General features: G+C 62.6%; 14 protein-coding genes. 10 read left to right on the top strand and 4 right to left on the bottom strand.

Translation table 11 applies throughout. The features are described from left to right. Positions 1–3: 3 nt before the first annotated feature. Positions 4–408 carry an LPS translocon maturation chaperone LptM gene (gene lptM, locus BUS06_RS01520; RefSeq protein ID WP_429441041.1) on the bottom strand — a complete coding sequence of 135 codons (405 nt, stop codon included), beginning with the start codon at positions 406–408 and terminating at the stop codon, positions 4–6. A gap of 35 nt (positions 409–443) precedes the next feature. On the opposite strand from lptM, the gene cyaY reads away from it, so the two are divergent. Beyond that, positions 444–761: an iron donor protein CyaY gene (cyaY, locus tag BUS06_RS01515; protein ID WP_074262682.1), complete on the top strand. Its 318-nt coding sequence runs from the start codon at positions 444–446 to the stop codon at positions 759–761. Positions 762–857: 96 nt separating this feature from the next. On the opposite strand, the gene BUS06_RS01510 is transcribed toward cyaY, so the two are convergent. After that, a complete protein-coding gene (locus BUS06_RS01510; protein WP_074262681.1) occupies positions 858–3,281 on the bottom strand; it encodes a penicillin-binding protein 1A in 2,424 nt (807 codons plus the stop codon). A gap of 256 nt (positions 3,282–3,537) precedes the next feature. On the opposite strand from BUS06_RS01510, the gene pilM reads away from it, so the two are divergent. From pilM to BUS06_RS01475, 7 genes are all read left to right on the top strand, one after another. After that, positions 3,538–4,518 (top strand): type IV pilus biogenesis protein PilM, encoded by a 981-nt coding sequence (gene pilM / locus BUS06_RS01505; RefSeq protein ID WP_074262680.1) that lies wholly within the window; start codon positions 3,538–3,540, stop codon positions 4,516–4,518. A gap of 5 nt (positions 4,519–4,523) precedes the next feature. Next, positions 4,524–5,201, top strand: coding sequence for a fimbrial assembly protein (locus BUS06_RS01500; RefSeq protein WP_143787437.1), 678 nt, complete (start codon positions 4,524–4,526; stop codon positions 5,199–5,201). Next, complete coding sequence (locus BUS06_RS01495; RefSeq protein ID WP_074262678.1) at positions 5,198–6,106, top strand: hypothetical protein; 909 nt, start codon at positions 5,198–5,200, stop codon at positions 6,104–6,106. Before BUS06_RS01500 ends, BUS06_RS01495 begins: the two co-directional genes overlap by 4 nt. Positions 6,107–6,114: 8 nt before the next feature. After that, positions 6,115–7,776, top strand: a complete 1,662-nt coding sequence (locus BUS06_RS01490; protein WP_254368716.1) for a type IV pilus secretin PilQ — start codon at positions 6,115–6,117, stop codon at positions 7,774–7,776. 95 nt (positions 7,777–7,871) lie between these two features. Next, positions 7,872–8,423 (top strand): shikimate kinase, encoded by a 552-nt coding sequence (locus BUS06_RS01485; RefSeq protein ID WP_074262676.1) that lies wholly within the window; start codon positions 7,872–7,874, stop codon positions 8,421–8,423. 7 nt (positions 8,424–8,430) lie between these two features. Next, the gene (gene aroB, locus BUS06_RS01480) at positions 8,431–9,507 is read left to right on the top strand and encodes a 3-dehydroquinate synthase (protein ID WP_074262675.1); all 1,077 of its coding nucleotides are present in this window, start codon (positions 8,431–8,433) and stop codon (positions 9,505–9,507) included. Between the two features lie 126 nt (positions 9,508–9,633). Then, positions 9,634–10,776, top strand: a complete 1,143-nt coding sequence (locus BUS06_RS01475; protein ID WP_254368883.1) for a deoxyguanosinetriphosphate triphosphohydrolase — start codon at positions 9,634–9,636, stop codon at positions 10,774–10,776. Between the two features lie 79 nt (positions 10,777–10,855). Here BUS06_RS01475 and BUS06_RS01470 read toward each other — a convergent pair whose 3' ends face one another. Both BUS06_RS01470 and BUS06_RS01465 read right to left on the bottom strand, forming a co-directional pair. Then, the gene (locus BUS06_RS01470; protein WP_074262673.1) at positions 10,856–11,233 is read right to left on the bottom strand and encodes an ElaB/YgaM/YqjD family protein; all 378 of its coding nucleotides are present in this window, start codon (positions 11,231–11,233) and stop codon (positions 10,856–10,858) included. A 288-nt stretch (positions 11,234–11,521) separates the two neighbouring features. Continuing rightward, the gene (locus BUS06_RS01465; protein WP_074262672.1) at positions 11,522–12,244 is read right to left on the bottom strand and encodes an OmpW/AlkL family protein; all 723 of its coding nucleotides are present in this window, start codon (positions 12,242–12,244) and stop codon (positions 11,522–11,524) included. A gap of 190 nt (positions 12,245–12,434) precedes the next feature. Between BUS06_RS01465 and BUS06_RS01460 the strand changes: the two genes are divergently transcribed. Together BUS06_RS01460 and BUS06_RS01455 are read left to right on the top strand one after the other, a co-directional pair. Beyond that, positions 12,435–13,142, top strand: coding sequence for a transposase (locus BUS06_RS01460; protein WP_074262671.1), 708 nt, complete (start codon positions 12,435–12,437; stop codon positions 13,140–13,142). Between the two features lie 287 nt (positions 13,143–13,429). Beyond that, positions 13,430–18,133: a glutamate synthase-related protein gene (locus BUS06_RS01455; protein WP_074262670.1), complete on the top strand. Its 4,704-nt coding sequence runs from the start codon at positions 13,430–13,432 to the stop codon at positions 18,131–18,133. The last annotated feature ends 11 nt before the right edge of the window (positions 18,134–18,144 follow it).

The following is an 18,144-nucleotide window of genomic DNA, read 5'->3' as shown; positions in this document are numbered from 1 at the left end:
GTCTTATTGAACGGGAGTGCTATCGGAGGCCGGCAGTTGCGGTGCCGACGCAGCCGAATCGGGTACGGTGCGCAGTTCGGTTTCCGGTGACAGCGTGAGCGGTGTGCCCGTTGTGTCGGGTACGGTACCGGAGGCTGCCTGCGAGTCGGGTTTCACTGCGTCAGTGGACGGCACCTGGGTTTCGTCAACGGGTTTGGCGGGTAGCGGCGGCACGGTCGGCAAGTAAAGCGGTCCGCGTTGTCCGCAGCCGCCAAGAGCGCAACCTGCGACAATGACCAAAGCGGCTACAATCGCGCCGGGCGTCGTCGCGCCGCGCGCCGTTGTGCCAGGCTGACTTACGCCGGGCGCCGCAGCGCGGGGCTGCCTTACACCGGGCACCATTGAGCGCATCCGGGAAACGACTCGCATGACTGTCCCTGAAAAAATGATCGTTGGAGTTTAGCATGTCCGATAGCGAATACCTGACCCGTGCCGAGGCCGCGCTTGCAGCCATTGAACGCACACTCGACGATACCGAAGCCGATATCGAATTCGAGCGCAGCGGCAACGTTTTGACGCTCGAATTCGAGAATGGCACGAAGATCATCGTGAACCTGCAGCCGCCGATGCAAGAAATCTGGATCGCCGCGAAGTCGGGCGGTTTTCATTTCCGTTATGCCGACGGCGCATGGCGCGACACCCGCAACGGCACTGAGTTTTTCGCCGCGCTGTCTGACTACGCGACACAACAGGCCGGCGAGCCGGTTCGGTTCGAAGCGTAAGCGAGGTGCTTTGGCGGGCGTCTTGCATTAAGTGTCGACGCCGCGCGGAGTACTGGGCATCAAGCGTACGCCGGCGAACCCGGCTGCAAGTCCGGGTTAGTGCCCGCGGAACAGGTTCATGATGTTCTGCTTTTCCTCATCACCGACCTGTTGCGGGGTCGCTGCCTCCGCCGCGCCGGATACCGCATCGCTCGAGTTCGCGTCCAGATCGGCCTGGCTCACGCCGACGGTCGCCACGAAACCATTGCCTGGCGTGAAGTTGTCAAAATACGGCTCGTCGCCTAGCATGACTATGCCGCCAGGCACCGGCATCCTGTATTCCGGCACGCCCTTCAGTGCCTTGGCCATGTACTCGATCCAGACCGGTAACGCGAGGCCGCCGCCCGTTTCCTTGTCGCCGAGGCTGCGCGGATTGTCGTAGCCGATCCATGCGATCGCAGTAAGCGTGTGCTGATACCCGGCGAACCACGCATCGCGCGAGTCGTTGGTCGTCCCGGTTTTGCCGGCGAGATCGGTGCGTTTGAGGACATTGCTCTTTGCCCCGGTGCCGCGTTGAGCGACGCTTTGCAGCAGGCCGTTCATCACATAAGCATTGCGCACGTTGATTGCGTGCGGCGCGCTCTGCCCTGCGACGAGCGGCCTGGCTTGCGCAACGATGGAGCTACGCTGGTCAGTCACTTCCGCGATCAGATACGGGTTGATCCGATAGCCGCCATTGGCGAACACCGAAAAACCTCCGGCCATCTGCAGCGGCGTGACGAGCCCGGCACCGAGCGCCATAGGCAGATAGGCAGGATGACGGTCCGCATCGAAGCCGAAACGCGTGATGTACTGCTGCGCGTATTTGGGGCCGATCTGGTTGAGGATGCGGATCGACACGAGGTTCTTCGATTTCTGCAGCGCGGTGCGCATCGTCATTGGACCGTCGAAGCCGCCGCCGTAGTTCTTGGGTTCCCACGCTTGGCCGCCGGTTTCCGCGGCAGTGAAGAACAGCGGCGCGTCGTTGATCACCGTGGCCGGCCCCAAGCCTTTTTCGAGCGAAGCCGAATAGATAAACGGCTTGAAACTCGAGCCCGGTTGCCGCCACGCCTGGGTGACGTGGTTGAACTTGTTCTTGTTGAAGTCGAAGCCGCCCACCAGCGCGCGGATCGCGCCGTCCTGCGGCACCACGGACACGAAAGCCCCTTCCACCTGCGGCAACTGCGTGATCGACCAGCTACCGTCATCACCCTTGACGATCCGGATGATGGCGCCGGGACGGATACGCTGATTCGCTTGCGCGCGCGGCCCGAGTGCGAGCGACGCGAAGCGCAGGCCATCGCCCTGCAGCGTCGCGACATTGCCGTCGGCGAGCGTCGCCTCGACCTGCTTCGGATTTGCGGAGGTGACCACCGCCGCGACGAACTCGCCGTCGTCCAGATGTTCGAGCAGCGCGTCGTCGATGGCCTGTTGGCGCTCGTCCTCGTCAGTCGGCAGATCGATGAACGCTTCGGGACCGCGATAGCCATGACGTCGTTCGTAGTCCATCAGACCTTTGCGCAACGCGTGGTAGGCGACATCCTGGTCGGCGGAGTCGATCGTGGTCACGACATTCAGCCCGCGGGTGTAGGCCTCTTCATGGTATTGGGCATACATCATCTGACGCACCATCTCCGCCACGTATTCCGCGTGCACGCTGAATTCCTTGACCGCGCTCTTGACGGCGAGCGGTTGCCTGCTCGCCTCGTCGTACTGCTCCTGCGTGATGTAGCGCAACTCCAGCATGCGCTGCAGGATGTACTCCTGACGAATCCTGGCGCGCTTCGGATTGACGACCGGGTTATAGGCCGAAGGGGCCTTGGGCAGACCCGCGAGCATCGCCGCTTCGGCGAGCGTGAGGTCCTTCATGTCCTTGCCGAAATACACCCGTGCTGCGCTGGCGAAGCCATACGCGTGCTGACCGAGATAGATCTGATTCATGTACACCTCGAGAATCTGATCTTTCGTCAGCTTCGACTCGATCTTGTACGCGAGCAACATCTCGTAGATCTTGCGCGTGTAGGTCTTTTCGCTTGAAAGAAAGAAGTTGCGGGCCACCTGCATGGTGATCGTGCTGGCGCCTTGCGTAGCGTGGCCGTTGGTGAGCGCGACGTAGCCGGCCCGCGCGATACCCGTCAGATCGACGCCGCCGTGATCGTAGAAGCGTGCGTCTTCAATGGCGAGCACCGCCTTCTTGAGATTGTCGGGGACATCCTGAATGTGCACGATGTCGCGCCGCTCTTCGCCGAATTCGCCGATCAGCACATGGTCTGCCGTGTAGATGCGCAGCGGAACCTTCGGACGATAGTCGGTAAGCGCGTCGATTGAAGGCAGGTTCGGCGTAGCAACCACCAGCGCATAACCGGTCACGAGTCCGGCGCATGCGATGCCGGCGAATATCAGACCTACCAGCCCCAGGACGAGCTTCAGCCACAGCGGACGTTTGCGCTTCTGTCGAGCGGGTGGCGAGGGCGGCGGGGATGTAGGTGAAGACGATTGCATATGAATACCAAAAAACAGTCCCGCGATTATAGCCGCCTGGCTCGTCAGCTTTCGACATGCTTACATTGGACATGCCGCGCAGGGGATGACCTTACTGTAGACGCTTTGAGGTCGCCCAGGGAGCCGTGAACCTCACGTTAGCCATTCGGCTGAATATCGCGCATCGCCGCCGCTGCGCACAATTGCCTCCGGTACTCGCGCTCGAATGTTTCGACGCGTGTGCCACGTATCTGGCATGTGTCTAAAGGGAGGCGGGATGACATTTAAGAGTTCGTTTCAGGTGAAGGTGCGGCGTTTTGCTGCCGGCATCGATGTGAGTCCGCAGGCGGTGAGGCTGGTGGTGTTGAGTCAGCGTTTGCCTGTGGACGGTCCGCTGCGTGTCGAATATCTAGCGGCCGTGCCGCTTCCTACGGGTGCGATGGCGGGTGTCGAGATCGTGGACCGGGGCGCCGTGACGCGTGCGCTGCGCGACGTGTTCGCGGAGTTGCCGCGTGCCTGTGCGTCGCGCACGCTGCGCTGTGCGATGGCGTTGCCGGCCTCGGCAACGCTGATGTCGAGTTTGCCGCTCGCGCGCTTGAGCCATGCTGGCGACGTCGAAGCAGCGGACGGACCTTCGCTCGCGGCGCTGGAGTTAGCCGTGTGGAGCGAAGCGGAGCGTATTGCGGGAATCGAGCGTCACGCGCTCGCGGTCGACTGGTTCATTGAACGCTCGCCGCATGGCGCCAGTGCGGTGACGATTGCGACCGCCGCCCGCCAGCATCTGGAGACGCGCATCGAGTGTGCCGCAGCGGCGGGTGTCACGCTAACGGCGATCGACGGCGAACCGCACGCGGCTTTGCGCGCACTGGTGCACGCAGCCGCTATGGAACTGGAGCAACACGAACCTTACGCGGCGATCTGGATCGGCGCAGAGGGTGTGTACGGGTGGCGCATTGTCGACGACGCGGTCGTCGGCGAGATGCACTATCCGTCGCCCGAGCACTCCGATCTGGCCGACGCGTTGCGCGATCTTGCGGGCGGCGTTGCCCTCGGCTATGCGTTCCTGGGCGGCGACGTGGAACTACTCGATGGCGTGGGTTTTTCCGAAGCAGATCTCGCCGACGTACTGGGCTGCACGGTGGTGCCGTTCGAATGCATTGCGTTGGGCGACTGCACGGGCCCGTTGCCTGCGAAGTTATTGCACGAGTCGAACTATGCGGTGGCATTCGGCCTCGCATTGCGCGGAGTGATGGAATGATGTGGATGAACTCGCGCATAGGGCCAGCCGGACATCCGGTGTGGATCGGCGGCTTCAATCTGCTGCCTTACCGGCAACGCGAGGCGCGCTGCGCGCGGCGACGCTGTCTGCTCGAATGGTTGGGCGCGGCGCTCGTCGGCTGTGCGGCCGTGCTGGCGGCGGGTGGCTGGCAGACGTTCGAACGCGCACGGCTGGAGGCACAACGTGCTTCCAGCGAGAACGAGCTGATCGGCCTTGCCGTGCCGCTTGCGGAGCACGCACGGCTCCAGCGCGACGCCGATGAGCGGAGCAAACGGGCTGCGCGTGCGGTAGCGCTATCCGGACCATTAGTACGTCTACTTGATCTGCTCGATACGTTAAGCCATGTGTCTGCAGATGACGTCGTACTGCAGCAGCTTCGACAACGTATGCACGAGACGGAGTTGCTTGCGATATCGAAGGACCCTTTGGCGTCCACTGTCTGGCTCGAAGAGTTGGGCAGCGTGCGTGGCGTGAAGAGTTCCGAGGTCACCGACCTGCATCCTTTGCCGCGCACCGGACACGATACTCCGGCAGGTAACAGCAGCGCGGTCGAGTTTGCCGCGCGGTTGCGATGGGATGAGCCCGCCAAAAGCGCGGGGCATCCGGCAGCACCCGCGAACGGGGGATCGCATGAGGTCGATCAGAAGCGAGGTGCGCGATGAGTACGTTGTTTGCAGATCGCACCGGCGTTTTGAATCAGACTACGCAAGCCACGAACTGGATGAATCAGATCCGTTTGCCGCTTGAAGCGTGGAGCGCGCGTCGACGCCATGTGGCGGGGGCTCTCATCGCGGCGACGGTGTTTGGTGTTGGCGCGAATGCCTGGATTGCGGCCGATCTGGCTGGCGTTCAGGCAAGCCGTTCGGCCCTTTCCGAAGCGCAGCAACGTGTCGCTCAAGCAAGGCGGTCGGTTGCCCAGTTGCCTGAGCAACACCGAAGCGCCGCGCTTGCCTCGCTCGGAAAATCTCCGGAGCCGTCCACGCCTGCTGACGATGTGCGCCTGATCTCGCTGCTCGCAGCCCGCTGTGGCGTCACGTTGCTTACGTTGGCGCCGGCCGCCGGAAGCGGCGCGGGCCTCGACGCGGTGCGACCCATGCAACTCACCGCCCAGACGGATTTCCTGCATTTGATGATGTTCCTGCGCGGCCTGTCGGACCTGCCGGTGCTAGTGGTACCCGAGGATCTCTCCGTGAAACGCGGTGCTGGGGCATTGCTCGTCAGCGCCACGCTGCATGTGTTCAACGCGTTGAGCCCGGCGTCCGCTAGTCCCGCGATTCTGGTCGATGACGACCTGGAGGCGGACGACGAGGACGTGGTCTTCGACGATCCGTTCTCGTCCCCGCCGCAACTGGATGGGGACCTGGCGCAAGCGGGCCTGCTGCGCCTTGCCGGTCTGCTACGCGACCGGACGCGCGGTCTCGCGCTGCTCGAAACAACGGACGGCGCTGCGACCGTCGAGCAAGGTCAGTTCGTCGGCGGCGACCGGGTCACAGGCATGGACGCGCTCAGCATCACGCTGACGAATCGCGTCGGCACGCGCACGCTGGCACTGGCGGAGGCTTCATGAGGACGGGGATGAAGAGAATCAGGCTGGCGCTCGGCAGCGCCTTCCTGTTTGTCGGTGCGGCGCACGCATCGTTGCCGCCGTTGCCGCCAATGATGCCGTCGGACGACACGGTTGAGCCGTACGACGCGCCGCCGTTGCCGCGCAAGCTGGCGGTTGACGTGCCGAATCCGTTCCTGCGCCAGGATGCGGCGGACGAGGAGCCAATGGCTGACCGACCGGTTGGTGTACTTAATCGGGAAAGCGCTGCCGGGGACGAGGTCGACGGTCCACCGGGCGACGGTGTGCCGCTTGACGACGCGCAACTCGAGGGCAAACCACTCCCAGCCTCACGCAGTGCGGCGCCGCGCGCGGAAACATCGGCTCACGCGCTCGAAGGTCCGCCCGTGCCGCTTGCCCCGACGCAGCGCCTCGGCGACTCGTCGACCGCGGCGGCGTACGACGGTTTGTCGCCCGATAAGCCGATCTCGCTGAACTTCCAGCGTGCCGAACTGGGCGCGGTACTGAATGCATTCGCGCAGTTCACCGGCCTGAACATCGTCGCCAGCGACCGGGTTCGAGGCACGGTGTCGTTGCGGCTCGACAAGGTGCCGTGGCGCACTGCGTTCGACACCTTGCTCGATGTCAATGGTCTGGCAATGGAGCGTCACGGCAACGTGATCTGGGTCGCGCCACTTGCCGATCTGGCGGCGCGCGAGCGGCAACGCTTCGAGGCGCACGCGCGGCTGGCCGATCTGGAGCCGCTCGCCAGCCGGACGTTCGAACTGCATTACGCCCATGCCGAAGACGTGAGGCGCCTGTTGACCGGTTCGGGCACTCAGCGGGTGTTGTCAAAGCGTGGCGCGGCGATGGCGGATGCGCGCACCAACCTGCTGTTCGTGACCGATCTGGAGGCACGTCTGGCGCAGATTGCCGAACTGCTGGCGTCGATCGACCGGCCGTCACGTCAGGTGTTGATCGAAGCGCGGATTGTCGAAGGGGATCAGGGCTTTTCGCGCAACCTTGGCGTCAAACTTTCACTTGCGGCGGCAGCGGCTGCTGACGGTGGCGCGGCGCGTGGGCTCAGCGGGGGCGCGGACGGCGGCGGTACGGTCTACGATCTGTCGGCAGGTCCGCTGTCCGGTTTTGACGCCGCCACCGTGGGCCTCACGTTATTTGCTGCACAGGCCACGCGGCTCCTCAACGTCCAGTTGAGCGCGCTGGAAGCCGAAGGACAGGGGGAAACGGTGTCCAGCCCGCGGGTCGTGACCGCCGACCGCATGAAGGCGATCGTCGAGCAGGGCACCGAACTGCCTTATCAGGCCAAGGTTGGTCAAGGTGTCTCCGGCGTGCAGTTTCGCCGCGCGAGCCTGAAACTGGAGGTCGAGCCGCAGATCACGCCGGACGGACGAGTCGTGCTGGACCTCGATATCGCCAAGGACGGCGTCGGCGAGCAGACCGCCGCGGGGCCTGCCATCAACACCAAACACGTGCGCACGCGGGTCGAGGTGGAAGACGGCGGCACGGTGTCGATTGGCGGCATCTATGCCACGGATGACCGGGATGATGTGACGCGCGTGCCACTCCTGGGCAAAATACCCCTTTTGGGCGCTTTATTTCGTCATCGGGCACACCGTGACCAGCGCAGCGAGCTGGTCGTTTTCATCACGCCGCGCGTTGTGCAGACGAATTGAGTGCCTGCCGCAACCGCGGCCCGCAGGCTCGACAAGGCAGTCGCTTTGCCAGTAAGCTGCGGCACGAACCATACCGGATTAGCCAGAGGACACCGTTGCAAGCGCGGGACGCACACGCCAATGTATTTTTTGTAGGGCTCATGGGGGCAGGCAAGACCACCGTGGGCCGCGCTGTGGCGCGCCGGCTGGATCGTCCGTTCTTCGATTCCGACCACGAGATCGTGGCGCGCACCGGCGCGCGCATTCCCGTCATCTTCGAACTCGAAGGCGAAGCGGGTTTTCGCGACCGCGAAGCGCAGGTCATCAGCGACTTCACCAGTCAGCGGGATATCGTGCTGGCCACCGGCGGCGGAGCCATCTTGCGGCCGGAAAACCGTCAGGCGCTGCAAAATAACGGCCTTGTCGTCTATTTGCGCGCCAATCCGCACGATCTTTGGCTGCGCACGCGGCGCGACAAGAATCGGCCGCTGCTGCAGACCGAAGACCCCAAAGCGCGTCTGGAAGAACTGTTCGCGGTGCGCGACCCGCTTTATCGCGAGTGCGCACATTTCGTCATCGAAACCGGCCGGCCGTCGGTCAACGGCCTCGTTAACATGGTCCTGATGCAGCTCGAGATGGCCGGCATCGCCAAACCTCCTGCGTCATAATGCAAGCATGATTACCGTCAATGTCGAACTGGGCGACCGCGCCTATCCCATTCATATCGGCGCCGACCTGATCGGCCAGACCGCGCTGTTTGCGCCGCATATCGCCGGTTCGTCCGTCACCATCGTCACCAACACCACCGTCGATCCGCTTTACGGCGACGCGCTGCGGCAGGCACTGGCGCCGCTCGGCAAGCAGGTGTCCACGGTCGTGCTGCCGGACGGCGAGGTCTACAAGAACTGGGAAACGCTCAATCTGATCTTCGACGCGCTGCTCGGCGCGCGGGCCGACCGCAAGACCACGCTGATTGCGCTGGGCGGCGGGGTGATCGGTGACATGACGGGTTTTGCAGCCGCCTGCTATATGCGCGGCGTGCCCTTCATCCAGGTGCCGACCACCTTGCTGTCGCAGGTCGATTCCTCGGTGGGTGGCAAGACCGGGATCAACCATCCGCTCGGCAAGAACATGATCGGCGCGTTCTATCAGCCGCAAGCGGTGATCGCCGATATCGGTGCGTTGCGTACGCTGCCGGCGCGCGAACTGGCTGCAGGCATCGCCGAAGTCATCAAGACGGGCGCCATCGCGGACGCGGCGTTCTTCGAATGGATCGAAGCGAATATCGACGCCTTGAACCGCTGTGAGCCGCAGGCGCTGGCTGAAGCGGTCAAGCGTTCGTGCGAGATCAAGGCATCGGTGGTGGCGAAAGATGAGCGCGAAGGCGGTTTGCGCGCAATCCTCAACTTCGGCCACACGTTCGGCCATGCAATCGAAGCCGGACTCGGCTACGGCGAATGGCTACATGGCGAGGCCGTAGGCTGTGGAATGGTCATGGCAGCGGATCTGTCGGTGCGCCTTGGACATCTCGACGAAGCCGCGCGCAAGCGCCTGGTCGACGTGATCACCGCCGCGCATCTGCCCATCCGCGCGCCGGCACTCGGTGAATCGCGCTATGTCGACCTGATGCGGGTCGACAAGAAAGCCGAGGCAGGCGAGATCAAGTTCATCCTGCTGAAGCGTTTCGGTGAGACGCTGATCGGCCCCGCGCCCGATTCCGCCGTGCATGCCACGCTAGCGGCCGCCGTCTGAACGTGGCGATGCGGCCCGGGTATCGTCCACGATTCGGAGAAGCCGGTGAGTGACACGCATCGCGAAACCTTGACGGAATCAACCGGGGCTGCGCCTGCAGGCGCAGCCCCGGCACACGCCGCTGTTATGCCGCCCCTCGCTGCGCTGGAAGCGCATCTGGCGCCGTACGCGGCGCATGCGTCGCAATCGCGCGGCCGCCGCTACACCGAAGCGCCGCCTAGCGCGCGAACCGAATTCCAGCGCGACCGCGATCGTATCGTGCACTCAACCGCGTTCCGCCGCCTCGAATACAAGACGCAGGTGTTTGTGAACCACGAGGGCGATCTGTTTCGCACCCGTCTCACGCATAGTCTGGAAGTGGCGCAGATCGCGCGTTCGGTGGCTCGCAACCTGCGCGTAAATGAAGATCTGGTGGAAGCCATTTCCCTCGCTCACGATCTCGGCCACACGCCGTTCGGCCACGCCGGCCAGGACGCGCTCAACGAGTGCATGCGCGAGCATGGCGGCTTCGAGCACAATCTGCAGAGCCTCGCCGTGGTCGACGATCTCGAAGAGCACTACGGAGCCTTTAACGGCCTCAATCTATGCTTTGAAACGCGCGAGGGCATCCTCAAGCACTGCTCACGAGAAAATGCGCGGCGTCTTGGCGCTTTAGGCGAGCGCTTCCTCGAAGGCCGGCAGCCTTCCATCGAGGCGCAGATTGCGAACGTCGCAGATGAGATCGCGTACAACAACCACGATGTCGACGATGGCTTGCGTTCAGGGCTGATCACCGTCGGGCAACTGGCCGAGGTCGAGTTGTGGCAGACGCACTATGAGGCGGCGCTGCGGGACTATCCGCAGATCGAGGGACGCAGGCTGATCCACGAAACCGTGCGGCGGATCATCAATACGCTGATCGTCGACCTCATCGAAACCACTACCGGCAACCTGAACCGGCATGCTCCGGCTTCGCTTGACGCCGTGCGTGCCGCTCCGCCGCTCGTCGCGCATAGTGAAACGGTGGCCGCGCAGGCGACTGTACTCAAGCGCTTTCTGTTCAAGAACCTGTATCGGCACTATCGCGTCATGCGCATGGCAAATAAGGCGCGCCGCGTAGTGATCGGTCTGTTCGACGCGTTCACCGACGATCCGCGCCTGCTGCCGCCGTCCTATCAATCGCCGGATCCGGCGATCCAGCCTCGCCTGGTTGCCCACTACATCGCGGGCATGACCGACCGGTACGCGCTCAAGGAATATCAGCGGCTGTTCGTCATCGCGGATAATTAGGGCGCTCGAGCGTCGCACTCGCCGGCGCCTCTATCAGGAGAGGCGCGGCGGGCGATCAACCGTGCGTTGAGCGAGTCCCTTAGCGCGACCGCGCAACCAGCGCGCCGGCAATCAGGGCAATGCCGCCCACGATCGCAATGGTTTGCCACGGGTTCTCGTGGACGTAGTCGTCGGCATCCGAAATTGCAGTTTCGGCGCGTTGGCGCACGGCATCGCGGGTTTCGTTCAGGCGCTCGCGCGCAACGTCCAGACGCTTGCGCAACTGGGCGCGCAACGCCACCGCATCGGCTTGAGTGCCGTCAGCCAGCGTATCTTCGAGTTCCGACATCAGTGAGCGCAGTTCAGTAGCGATGTCTTCAGCCGCATGGCGGCTGTGGCGCGCGATCCGGCGCGCGCGGCGGCTCGTCGTCGTCCAGGATTCGCCAAGGGCGTCTCGCGTATTCGGTAGTGCAGTCATGGTCGCTCCGTCGTTGGTTGGTCAAAGAGGTCCCGCATAAACCGCGCGGGAAACTCCATGCCACGCAACTTCGGTGCCATACGCCTGACGCTGTCCAACCCACCTGATCCGCGCTTTGCGACTGCACAATTTGCAGCGCAGACGTACCCACGCTGGTCAAACTTACAAAATAACGTGTACCGACGTCATGCGAAGGGGCCGTTGTGCGCCATACAAATGAAAATGCCGCCATGAATGCATGGCGGCATTGTTCAAGCCCCGAAAACTCGTCTAACCTTAGGCTTGGTGTCAGAAGCGATAACCTATGCTGATGTAACTGACGATCGGGTTCAGCTTGATTTTTGTCTGCGACTGGACATTGAGCGTGCCGACCGGCGTGGCGGCCGCAGTGTTCAGCTTCGCAGTGGTGCTGAGCGGCAGATATGAGAGCGAGAAACCGGCAAACCAATGCTGGTCGATTGCGAAGGTGAAGCCCCCATTAAACACCGGCTCCCACGAACTATCCGTGGATACGGTGGTCGGACCATGCAACACCTGCTGTTCGAAGACGCTGTTGGTGATTTCCGCGTCGGTGAACGAAACGTGGGTGACGCCCACGCCAAGATACGGACGGAAGCGCGCTTGTGCGTCTCTGAAGTAGTACTTGAACAGCAGAGTCGGGCTCCACTGTTTGGCATCACCGAGCTTGCCGTATGACGAGAAGGCACCCGAGCCATCCAGATTGAATTTCGGCGGGACGCCAATCACGAATTCGGTCGCGATGTGGTCGGTGACGAAGTAGCCAGCGGTAAAGCCGAGGGTGTCGGCGCTATCGAGGCTGGCTCCTGTATTAGGTAGTGTGACATTGACGGGTGAGCCGCCAACGCTTGTCTCCTTCAACGGTTGGCTAGAAGACTGAGGTGCAAGATGCAACCAGCCTGTCGTGACGTAAAAGGTTCCGGCCGATTGAGCGTGGGCTGCCGTCATGCAGGCAAGCGCCGCGATCCCCGTCATGGCCTGTTTTAATTTCATATGTGTGCTCCTCCAGAAAAGGCCCGCTCATTATGACCAGAACGTTTGAAACAAACCATACGCGGCGGTTAGAGCTTTCTCCCTAAGCCCCGCGTGGTTTTCGGCTTAGCCGCGCCGCACCGAATCGTACGGGCGTTCGGCTACTTTGGACCTTCGGGTATATACCAACGCGACTATTGGATACTCCAGCATGGCACGGCTCGCACGTCTCTATGTCCCCGACCAGCCGCAACACGTCATCCTGCGCGGGCTTGATCAGCAGCCCGCATTTGTCGACGAACAGGATTACGAGCTCTTCATCGATTGTCTGAAGGCGGCTTCCCGCGACCATCATCTGTCTATCCACGCGTACGCGTTGATGCCAGGTGCGGTGCAACTGCTCGTCACTCCTACAGAGGAGTCGAGCTTGCCCAAGGCAATGCAAGCGGTTGGTCGCCGCTACGTCGCCCACTTCAACCGGCGCTATTCGCGGCGCGGCACCTTGTGGGAGGGACGCTACCGGGCAACCGTCATCGAAGGCGAGCGTTACTTCCTGCTGGCAAGCCGGGTGGTGGAAATGTGTCCGGTGCGAGGGCAACTCGTTAGTGCACCAGAAGATTACCGGTGGTCGAGCTACCGGCACCATATTGGGCTGACACTCGACAGCCTGATTACGGATCACCCGTTGTACTGGTCGCTCGGCAATACGCCGTTCGAGCGCCAGCGCGCCTACCGCGAACTTTGCGAGCAGCCGCTGGATGAGCGCGAAGCCAGCCAGTTGCAACAGGCCACGCTAAAAGGCTGGGTCCTGGGAAGCGACACGTATCGCGAATGGGCGGCGCGAGCAGCCAACCGCCGGGTGTCGCCGCTGCCGCGCGGGCGACCGCGCAAGGTTCGGGAAACGCCGCAGACCCAATAAGCGTTTCGCTTCAAGGGGCAACACCCGAGACGGCATCTTCGGATGCCGTTTTATTTGCACCGAATTGATGTGGAACCAATAAAAATGCTGTGCGATGCACCAATCTGATAATAGGTGCCACATCATCACATTTTATTTGCTATTCCCTTGATTCGTCGCGTATATTCCGAATTCCGGCTGTTTCGATGCGCGCCGCGTCGAAGCTGCCTGCGCAGTTGCAGCGCGACTGTGGGCAATAAAAAAACGGTTCAACGGCCTTCCCCGGCCCCCTTTCAGACGGTGTCCCCATGAACGATCACCAGCAACCGGTCTCTTCGGTTCCCGCCGCGCAAGGTCTCTATGACCCGCAAAACGAGCACGACGCCTGTGGTGTCGGCTTCGTCGCGCACATCAAAGGCAAGAAAAGCCACGAGATCATCGAGCAGGGTCTGAAGATTCTCGAGAACCTCGATCACCGGGGCGCCGTCGGCGCAGATCCGCTGATGGGCGACGGCGCCGGTATCCTCATCCAGATCCCGGACGGCTTCTATCGCGAGGAAATGGCCAAGCAGGGCGTGACGTTGCCGCCGAACGGCGAATACGGCGTCGGCATGATATTCCTGCCCAAGGAACACGCCTCGCGTCTCGCCTGCGAACAGGAGCTCGAGCGCACGGTAAAGGCCGAGGGCCAGGTGGTGCTGGGCTGGCGTGATGTGCCGGTCGACCATTCCATGCCGATTTCGCCCACCGTCAAGGCGAGCGAGCCGCTGATCCGTCAGATCTTTATCGGCCGCGGCAAGGACATCATGGTGACCGACGCGCTCGAACGGAAGCTGTACGTCATCCGCAAGACCGCGAGCCACCGCATCCAGGCGCTCAAGCTCAAGCACGGCAAGGAGTACTTCGTGCCGTCCATGTCGGCGCGCACGGTGGTCTACAAGGGCCTGCTGCTGGCCGGCCAGGTCGGCGTGTACTACCGCGACCTGCAGGACGACCGCACCGTGTCGGCGCTGGCGCTGGTGCACCAACGCTTCTCCACGAACACGTTCCCGGCGTGGGAACTGGCTCACCCGTACCGGATGATTGCCCACAACGGCGAAATCAACACGGTGAAGGGCAACGTCAACTGGCTGAATGCGCGTACGGGCGCAATCGCCTCGCACGTGCTTGGTGACGACCTGCCGAAGCTGTGGCCGCTGATCTACCCGGGCCAATCGGACACCGCTTCGTTCGACAACTGCCTCGAACTGCTGGTGATGGCCGGCTATCCGCTCGTCCACGCGATGATGATGATGATCCCGGAAGCCTGGGAACAGCACACGCTGATGGACGACAACCGCCGCGCGTTCTACGAATACCACGCCGCCATGATGGAGCCGTGGGACGGCCCCGCCGCGATCGCGTTCACCGACGGCCGTCAGATTGGCGCCACGCTCGACCGTAACGGCCTGCGTCCGGCGCGCTACATCGTGACGGACGACGACCTCGTCATCATGGCGTCGGAAGCGGGCACGCTGCCGATTCCCGAATCGAAGATCGTCAAGAAGTGGCGTCTGCAGCCGGGCAAGATGTTCCTGATCGACATGGAACACGGCCGCATCATCGACGACAAGGAACTCAAGGACAACCTCGCCAACGCGAAGCCGTACAAGAGCTGGATCGACGCGGTGCGCATCAAGCTCGACGAAATCGAGCCGAGCGCGGAAGACGTCGTGACGGAGCGTCGCGAGCCCGCAGCCTTGCTGGATCGTCAGCAGGCCTTCGGCTACACCCAGGAAGACCTCAAGTTCCTGATGGCGCCGATGGCGCAAGCCGGCGAAGAGGCCGTCGGTTCGATGGGCAACGACTCGCCGCTGGCGGTCATGTCCAACAAGAACAAGACGCTCTATCACTACTTCAAGCAGCTGTTCGCGCAAGTCACGAACCCGCCGATCGACCCGATCCGTGAAAACATGGTGATGTCGCTGGTGTCGTTCGTCGGTCCGAAGCCGAACCTGTTGGATACGAACAACATCAACCCGCCGATGCGTCTCGAAGTGTCGCAGCCGGTGCTCGACTTCCGTGACATCGCCAAGATCCGCGCGATCGATCAATACACGGGCGGCAAGTTCAGTTCGTATGAGCTGAACATCTGCTATCCGGTGTCCTGGGGCAAGGAAGGCATCGAAGCGCGCCTGGCGTCGCTGTGCGCGGAAGCCGTCGATGCGGTGAAGTCCGGCTACAACATGCTGATCGTGTCGGACCGCAAGACCGATCGCGACAACGTCGCGATCCCGGCGTTGCTCGCCACCGCCGCGATCCACACGCATCTCGTGCAGCACGGTCTGCGCACGAGCGCGGGGCTGGTTGTCGAAACCGGCTCGGCGCGTGAGACGCATCACTTCGCGTTGCTCGCGGGCTACGGCGCGGAAGCCGTGCACCCGTACCTCGCGATGGAAACGCTCGCGCAGATGGCGGCCGGCCTGAAGGGCGACCTGTCGGCGGACAAGGCGGTCTACAACTTCACCAAGGCAGTCGGCAAGGGCCTGCAGAAGGTCATGTCGAAGATGGGCATTTCGACGTACATGTCGTACACCGGTGCGCAGATCTTCGAAGCGGTCGGCCTTGCCGAAGACCTAGTGTCGAAGTACTTCAAGGGCACCTCGTCAAAGGTGGGCGGCATTGGCCTGTTTGACGTAGCGGAAGAAGCCATTCGTCTGCATCGCGAAGCATTCGGCGACAACCCCGTGCTGGCCACGATGCTCGACGCAGGCGGCGAGTACGCCTACCGCGTGCGCGGCGAAGAACATATGTGGACGCCGGATGCGATCGCCAAGCTGCAACACTCGGCGCGCAGCAACTCATATCAGACGTACAAGGAATACGCGCACCTGATCAACGATCAGACCCGTCGTCACATGACGTTCCGCGGCCTGTTCGAGTTCAAGTTCGATCCGAGCAAGGCGATTCCGCTCGACGAAGTCGAACCGGCTAAGGAAATCGTCAAGCGCTTCGCAACGGGTGCGATGTCGTTGGGCTCGATCTCGACCGAAGCCCACGCTACGTTGGCGGTGGCGATGAACCGCATCGGCGGCAAGTCGAACACCGGTGAGGGCGGCGAGGATGCGAACCGCTATCGCAACGAACTGCGCGGCATTCCGATCAAGAACGGCGACACGATGAAGTCGGTGATCGGCGAAGAAGTCATCGTCGACATTCCGTTGAAGGACGGCGATTCGCTGCGCTCGAAGATCAAACAGGTGGCGTCGGGCCGTTTCGGCGTGACGGCGGAGTATCTGTCGTCGGCCGACCAGATCCAGATCAAGATGGCGCAGGGCGCGAAGCCGGGCGAAGGCGGCCAGCTGCCGGGTCACAAGGTGTCCGACTACATCGGCAAGCTGCGTTACTCGGTGCCGGGCGTTGGCCTGATCTCCCCGCCGCCGCACCATGACATTTACTCGATCGAAGATCTGGCGCAGCTGATCCACGATCTGAAGAACGCGAACTCGGCAGCCAGCATCTCGGTGAAGCTTGTGTCCGAATCGGGTGTCGGTACGGTTGCTGCAGGTGTGGCAAAGGCGAAGGCCGATCACGTCGTGATCGCGGGTCATGATGGCGGCACGGGCGCCTCGCCCCTGTCGTCGCTCAAGCACGCCGGCACGCCGTGGGAACTCGGTCTCGCTGAAACGCAGCAGACCCTGGTGCTGAATCAGTTGCGTGGCCGTATCCGTGTGCAGGCCGACGGTCAGATGAAGACCGGCCGCGACGTCGTGATCGGCGCACTGCTCGGCGCGGATGAATTCGGCTTTGCGACGGCGCCGCTCGTAGTCCAGGGCTGCATCATGATGCGCAAGTGCCACCTGAATACCTGCCCGGTTGGCGTTGCGACGCAGGATCCAGTGCTGCGCGCGAAGTTCAAGGGCCAGCCGGAACACGTCGTCAACTTCTTCTTCTTCGTTGCGGAAGAAGCGCGCGAAATCATGGCGCAACTGGGCATCCGCAAGTTCGACGACCTGATCGGCCATGCCGAACTGCTCGACACGAAGAAGGGCATCGAGCACTGGAAGGCGAAGGGTCTGGACTTCTCGCGCGTGTTTTATCAGCCGTCAGTCCCGGCGGAAGTTGCGCGCAAGCACGTCGACGTGCAGGACCACGGTCTCGACAAGGCGCTCGATCACACGCTGATCGAGAAGGCGAAGGCAGCGATCGAGAAGGGCGAGCATGTCTCGTTCATCCAGCCGGTGCGCAACGTGAATCGCACCGTCGGTGCGATGTTGTCAGGCATGGTCGCCAGGAAGTATGGCCATGACGGTTTGCCCGACGACTCGATTCACATTCAGCTCAAGGGCACGGCTGGCCAGAGCTTCGGCGCGTTCCTCGCCAGGGGCATCACGCTCGATCTGGTCGGCGACGGTAACGACTACGTCGGCAAGGGCCTGTCGGGCGGACGCATCATCATTCGTCCGACTAACGATTTCCGCGGCAAGTCGGAAGAAAACATCATCTGCGGCAACACGGTGATGTACGGTGCGATCGAAGGCGAAGCGTTCTTCCGCGGTGTGGCAGGCGAGCGTTTCTGCGTGCGTAACTCGGGTGCGACGGCGGTTGTCGAAGGCACGGGCGACCATGGTTGCGAATACATGACCGGTGGCACGGTGGTCGTGCTCGGCGAAACCGGCCGTAACTTCGCGGCCGGCATGTCGGGCGGCCTCGCTTATGTGTATGACCCGGACAGCACGTTTGCCGGCAAGTGCAACAAGTCGATGGTCGCGCTCGATCCGGTGCTGCAACAGGCCGAACAGGAACGCACGGTCGACAAGGGCCTGTGGCACGCGAACGAAACCGACGAAGTGCTGCTCAAGGGGCTTATCGAGCGTCACTTCCAGTTCACCGGCTCGCCGCGTGCGAAGGCATTGCTCGAAAACTGGGACGCGTCACGCCGTCAGTTCGTGAAGGTGTTCCCGACGGAATACAAGCGCGCACTGGGCGAGATGGCTGCGAAGAAAGCGAACAAGGAAGTCCTCGCCGCGTAATTTGCAGCCCA

Origin of the sequence: Paraburkholderia phenazinium (assembly GCF_900141745.1) — a bacterium.
In the GTDB taxonomy this organism is placed as follows: Bacteria; Pseudomonadota; Gammaproteobacteria; order Burkholderiales; family Burkholderiaceae; genus Paraburkholderia; species Paraburkholderia phenazinium_B.
The sequence above is the reverse complement of the archived record's forward strand: the minus strand, read 5'-3'. Positions and strand labels throughout refer to the sequence as shown.

Excerpts from the sequence above, each read along its gene's own strand:
- lptM (WP_429441041.1), bottom strand. The coding sequence starts at position 408 with ATGCGAGTCGTTTCCCGGATGCGCTCAATGGTGCCCGGTGTAAGGCAG.
- cyaY (WP_074262682.1), top strand. The coding sequence starts at position 444 with ATGTCCGATAGCGAATACCTGACCCGTGCCGAGGCCGCGCTTGCAGCC.
- BUS06_RS01510 (WP_074262681.1), bottom strand. The coding sequence starts at position 3,281 with ATGCAATCGTCTTCACCTACATCCCCGCCGCCCTCGCCACCCGCTCGA.
- pilM (WP_074262680.1), top strand. The coding sequence starts at position 3,538 with ATGACATTTAAGAGTTCGTTTCAGGTGAAGGTGCGGCGTTTTGCTGCC.
- BUS06_RS01500 (WP_143787437.1), top strand. The coding sequence starts at position 4,524 with ATGAACTCGCGCATAGGGCCAGCCGGACATCCGGTGTGGATCGGCGGC.
- BUS06_RS01495 (WP_074262678.1), top strand. The coding sequence starts at position 5,198 with ATGAGTACGTTGTTTGCAGATCGCACCGGCGTTTTGAATCAGACTACG.
- BUS06_RS01490 (WP_254368716.1), top strand. The coding sequence starts at position 6,115 with ATGAAGAGAATCAGGCTGGCGCTCGGCAGCGCCTTCCTGTTTGTCGGT.
- aroB (WP_074262675.1), top strand. The coding sequence starts at position 8,431 with ATGATTACCGTCAATGTCGAACTGGGCGACCGCGCCTATCCCATTCAT.
- BUS06_RS01475 (WP_254368883.1), top strand. The coding sequence starts at position 9,634 with ATGCCGCCCCTCGCTGCGCTGGAAGCGCATCTGGCGCCGTACGCGGCG.
- BUS06_RS01470 (WP_074262673.1), bottom strand. The coding sequence starts at position 11,233 with ATGACTGCACTACCGAATACGCGAGACGCCCTTGGCGAATCCTGGACG.
- BUS06_RS01465 (WP_074262672.1), bottom strand. The coding sequence starts at position 12,244 with ATGAAATTAAAACAGGCCATGACGGGGATCGCGGCGCTTGCCTGCATG.
- BUS06_RS01460 (WP_074262671.1), top strand. The coding sequence starts at position 12,435 with ATGGCACGGCTCGCACGTCTCTATGTCCCCGACCAGCCGCAACACGTC.
- BUS06_RS01455 (WP_074262670.1), top strand. The coding sequence starts at position 13,430 with ATGAACGATCACCAGCAACCGGTCTCTTCGGTTCCCGCCGCGCAAGGT.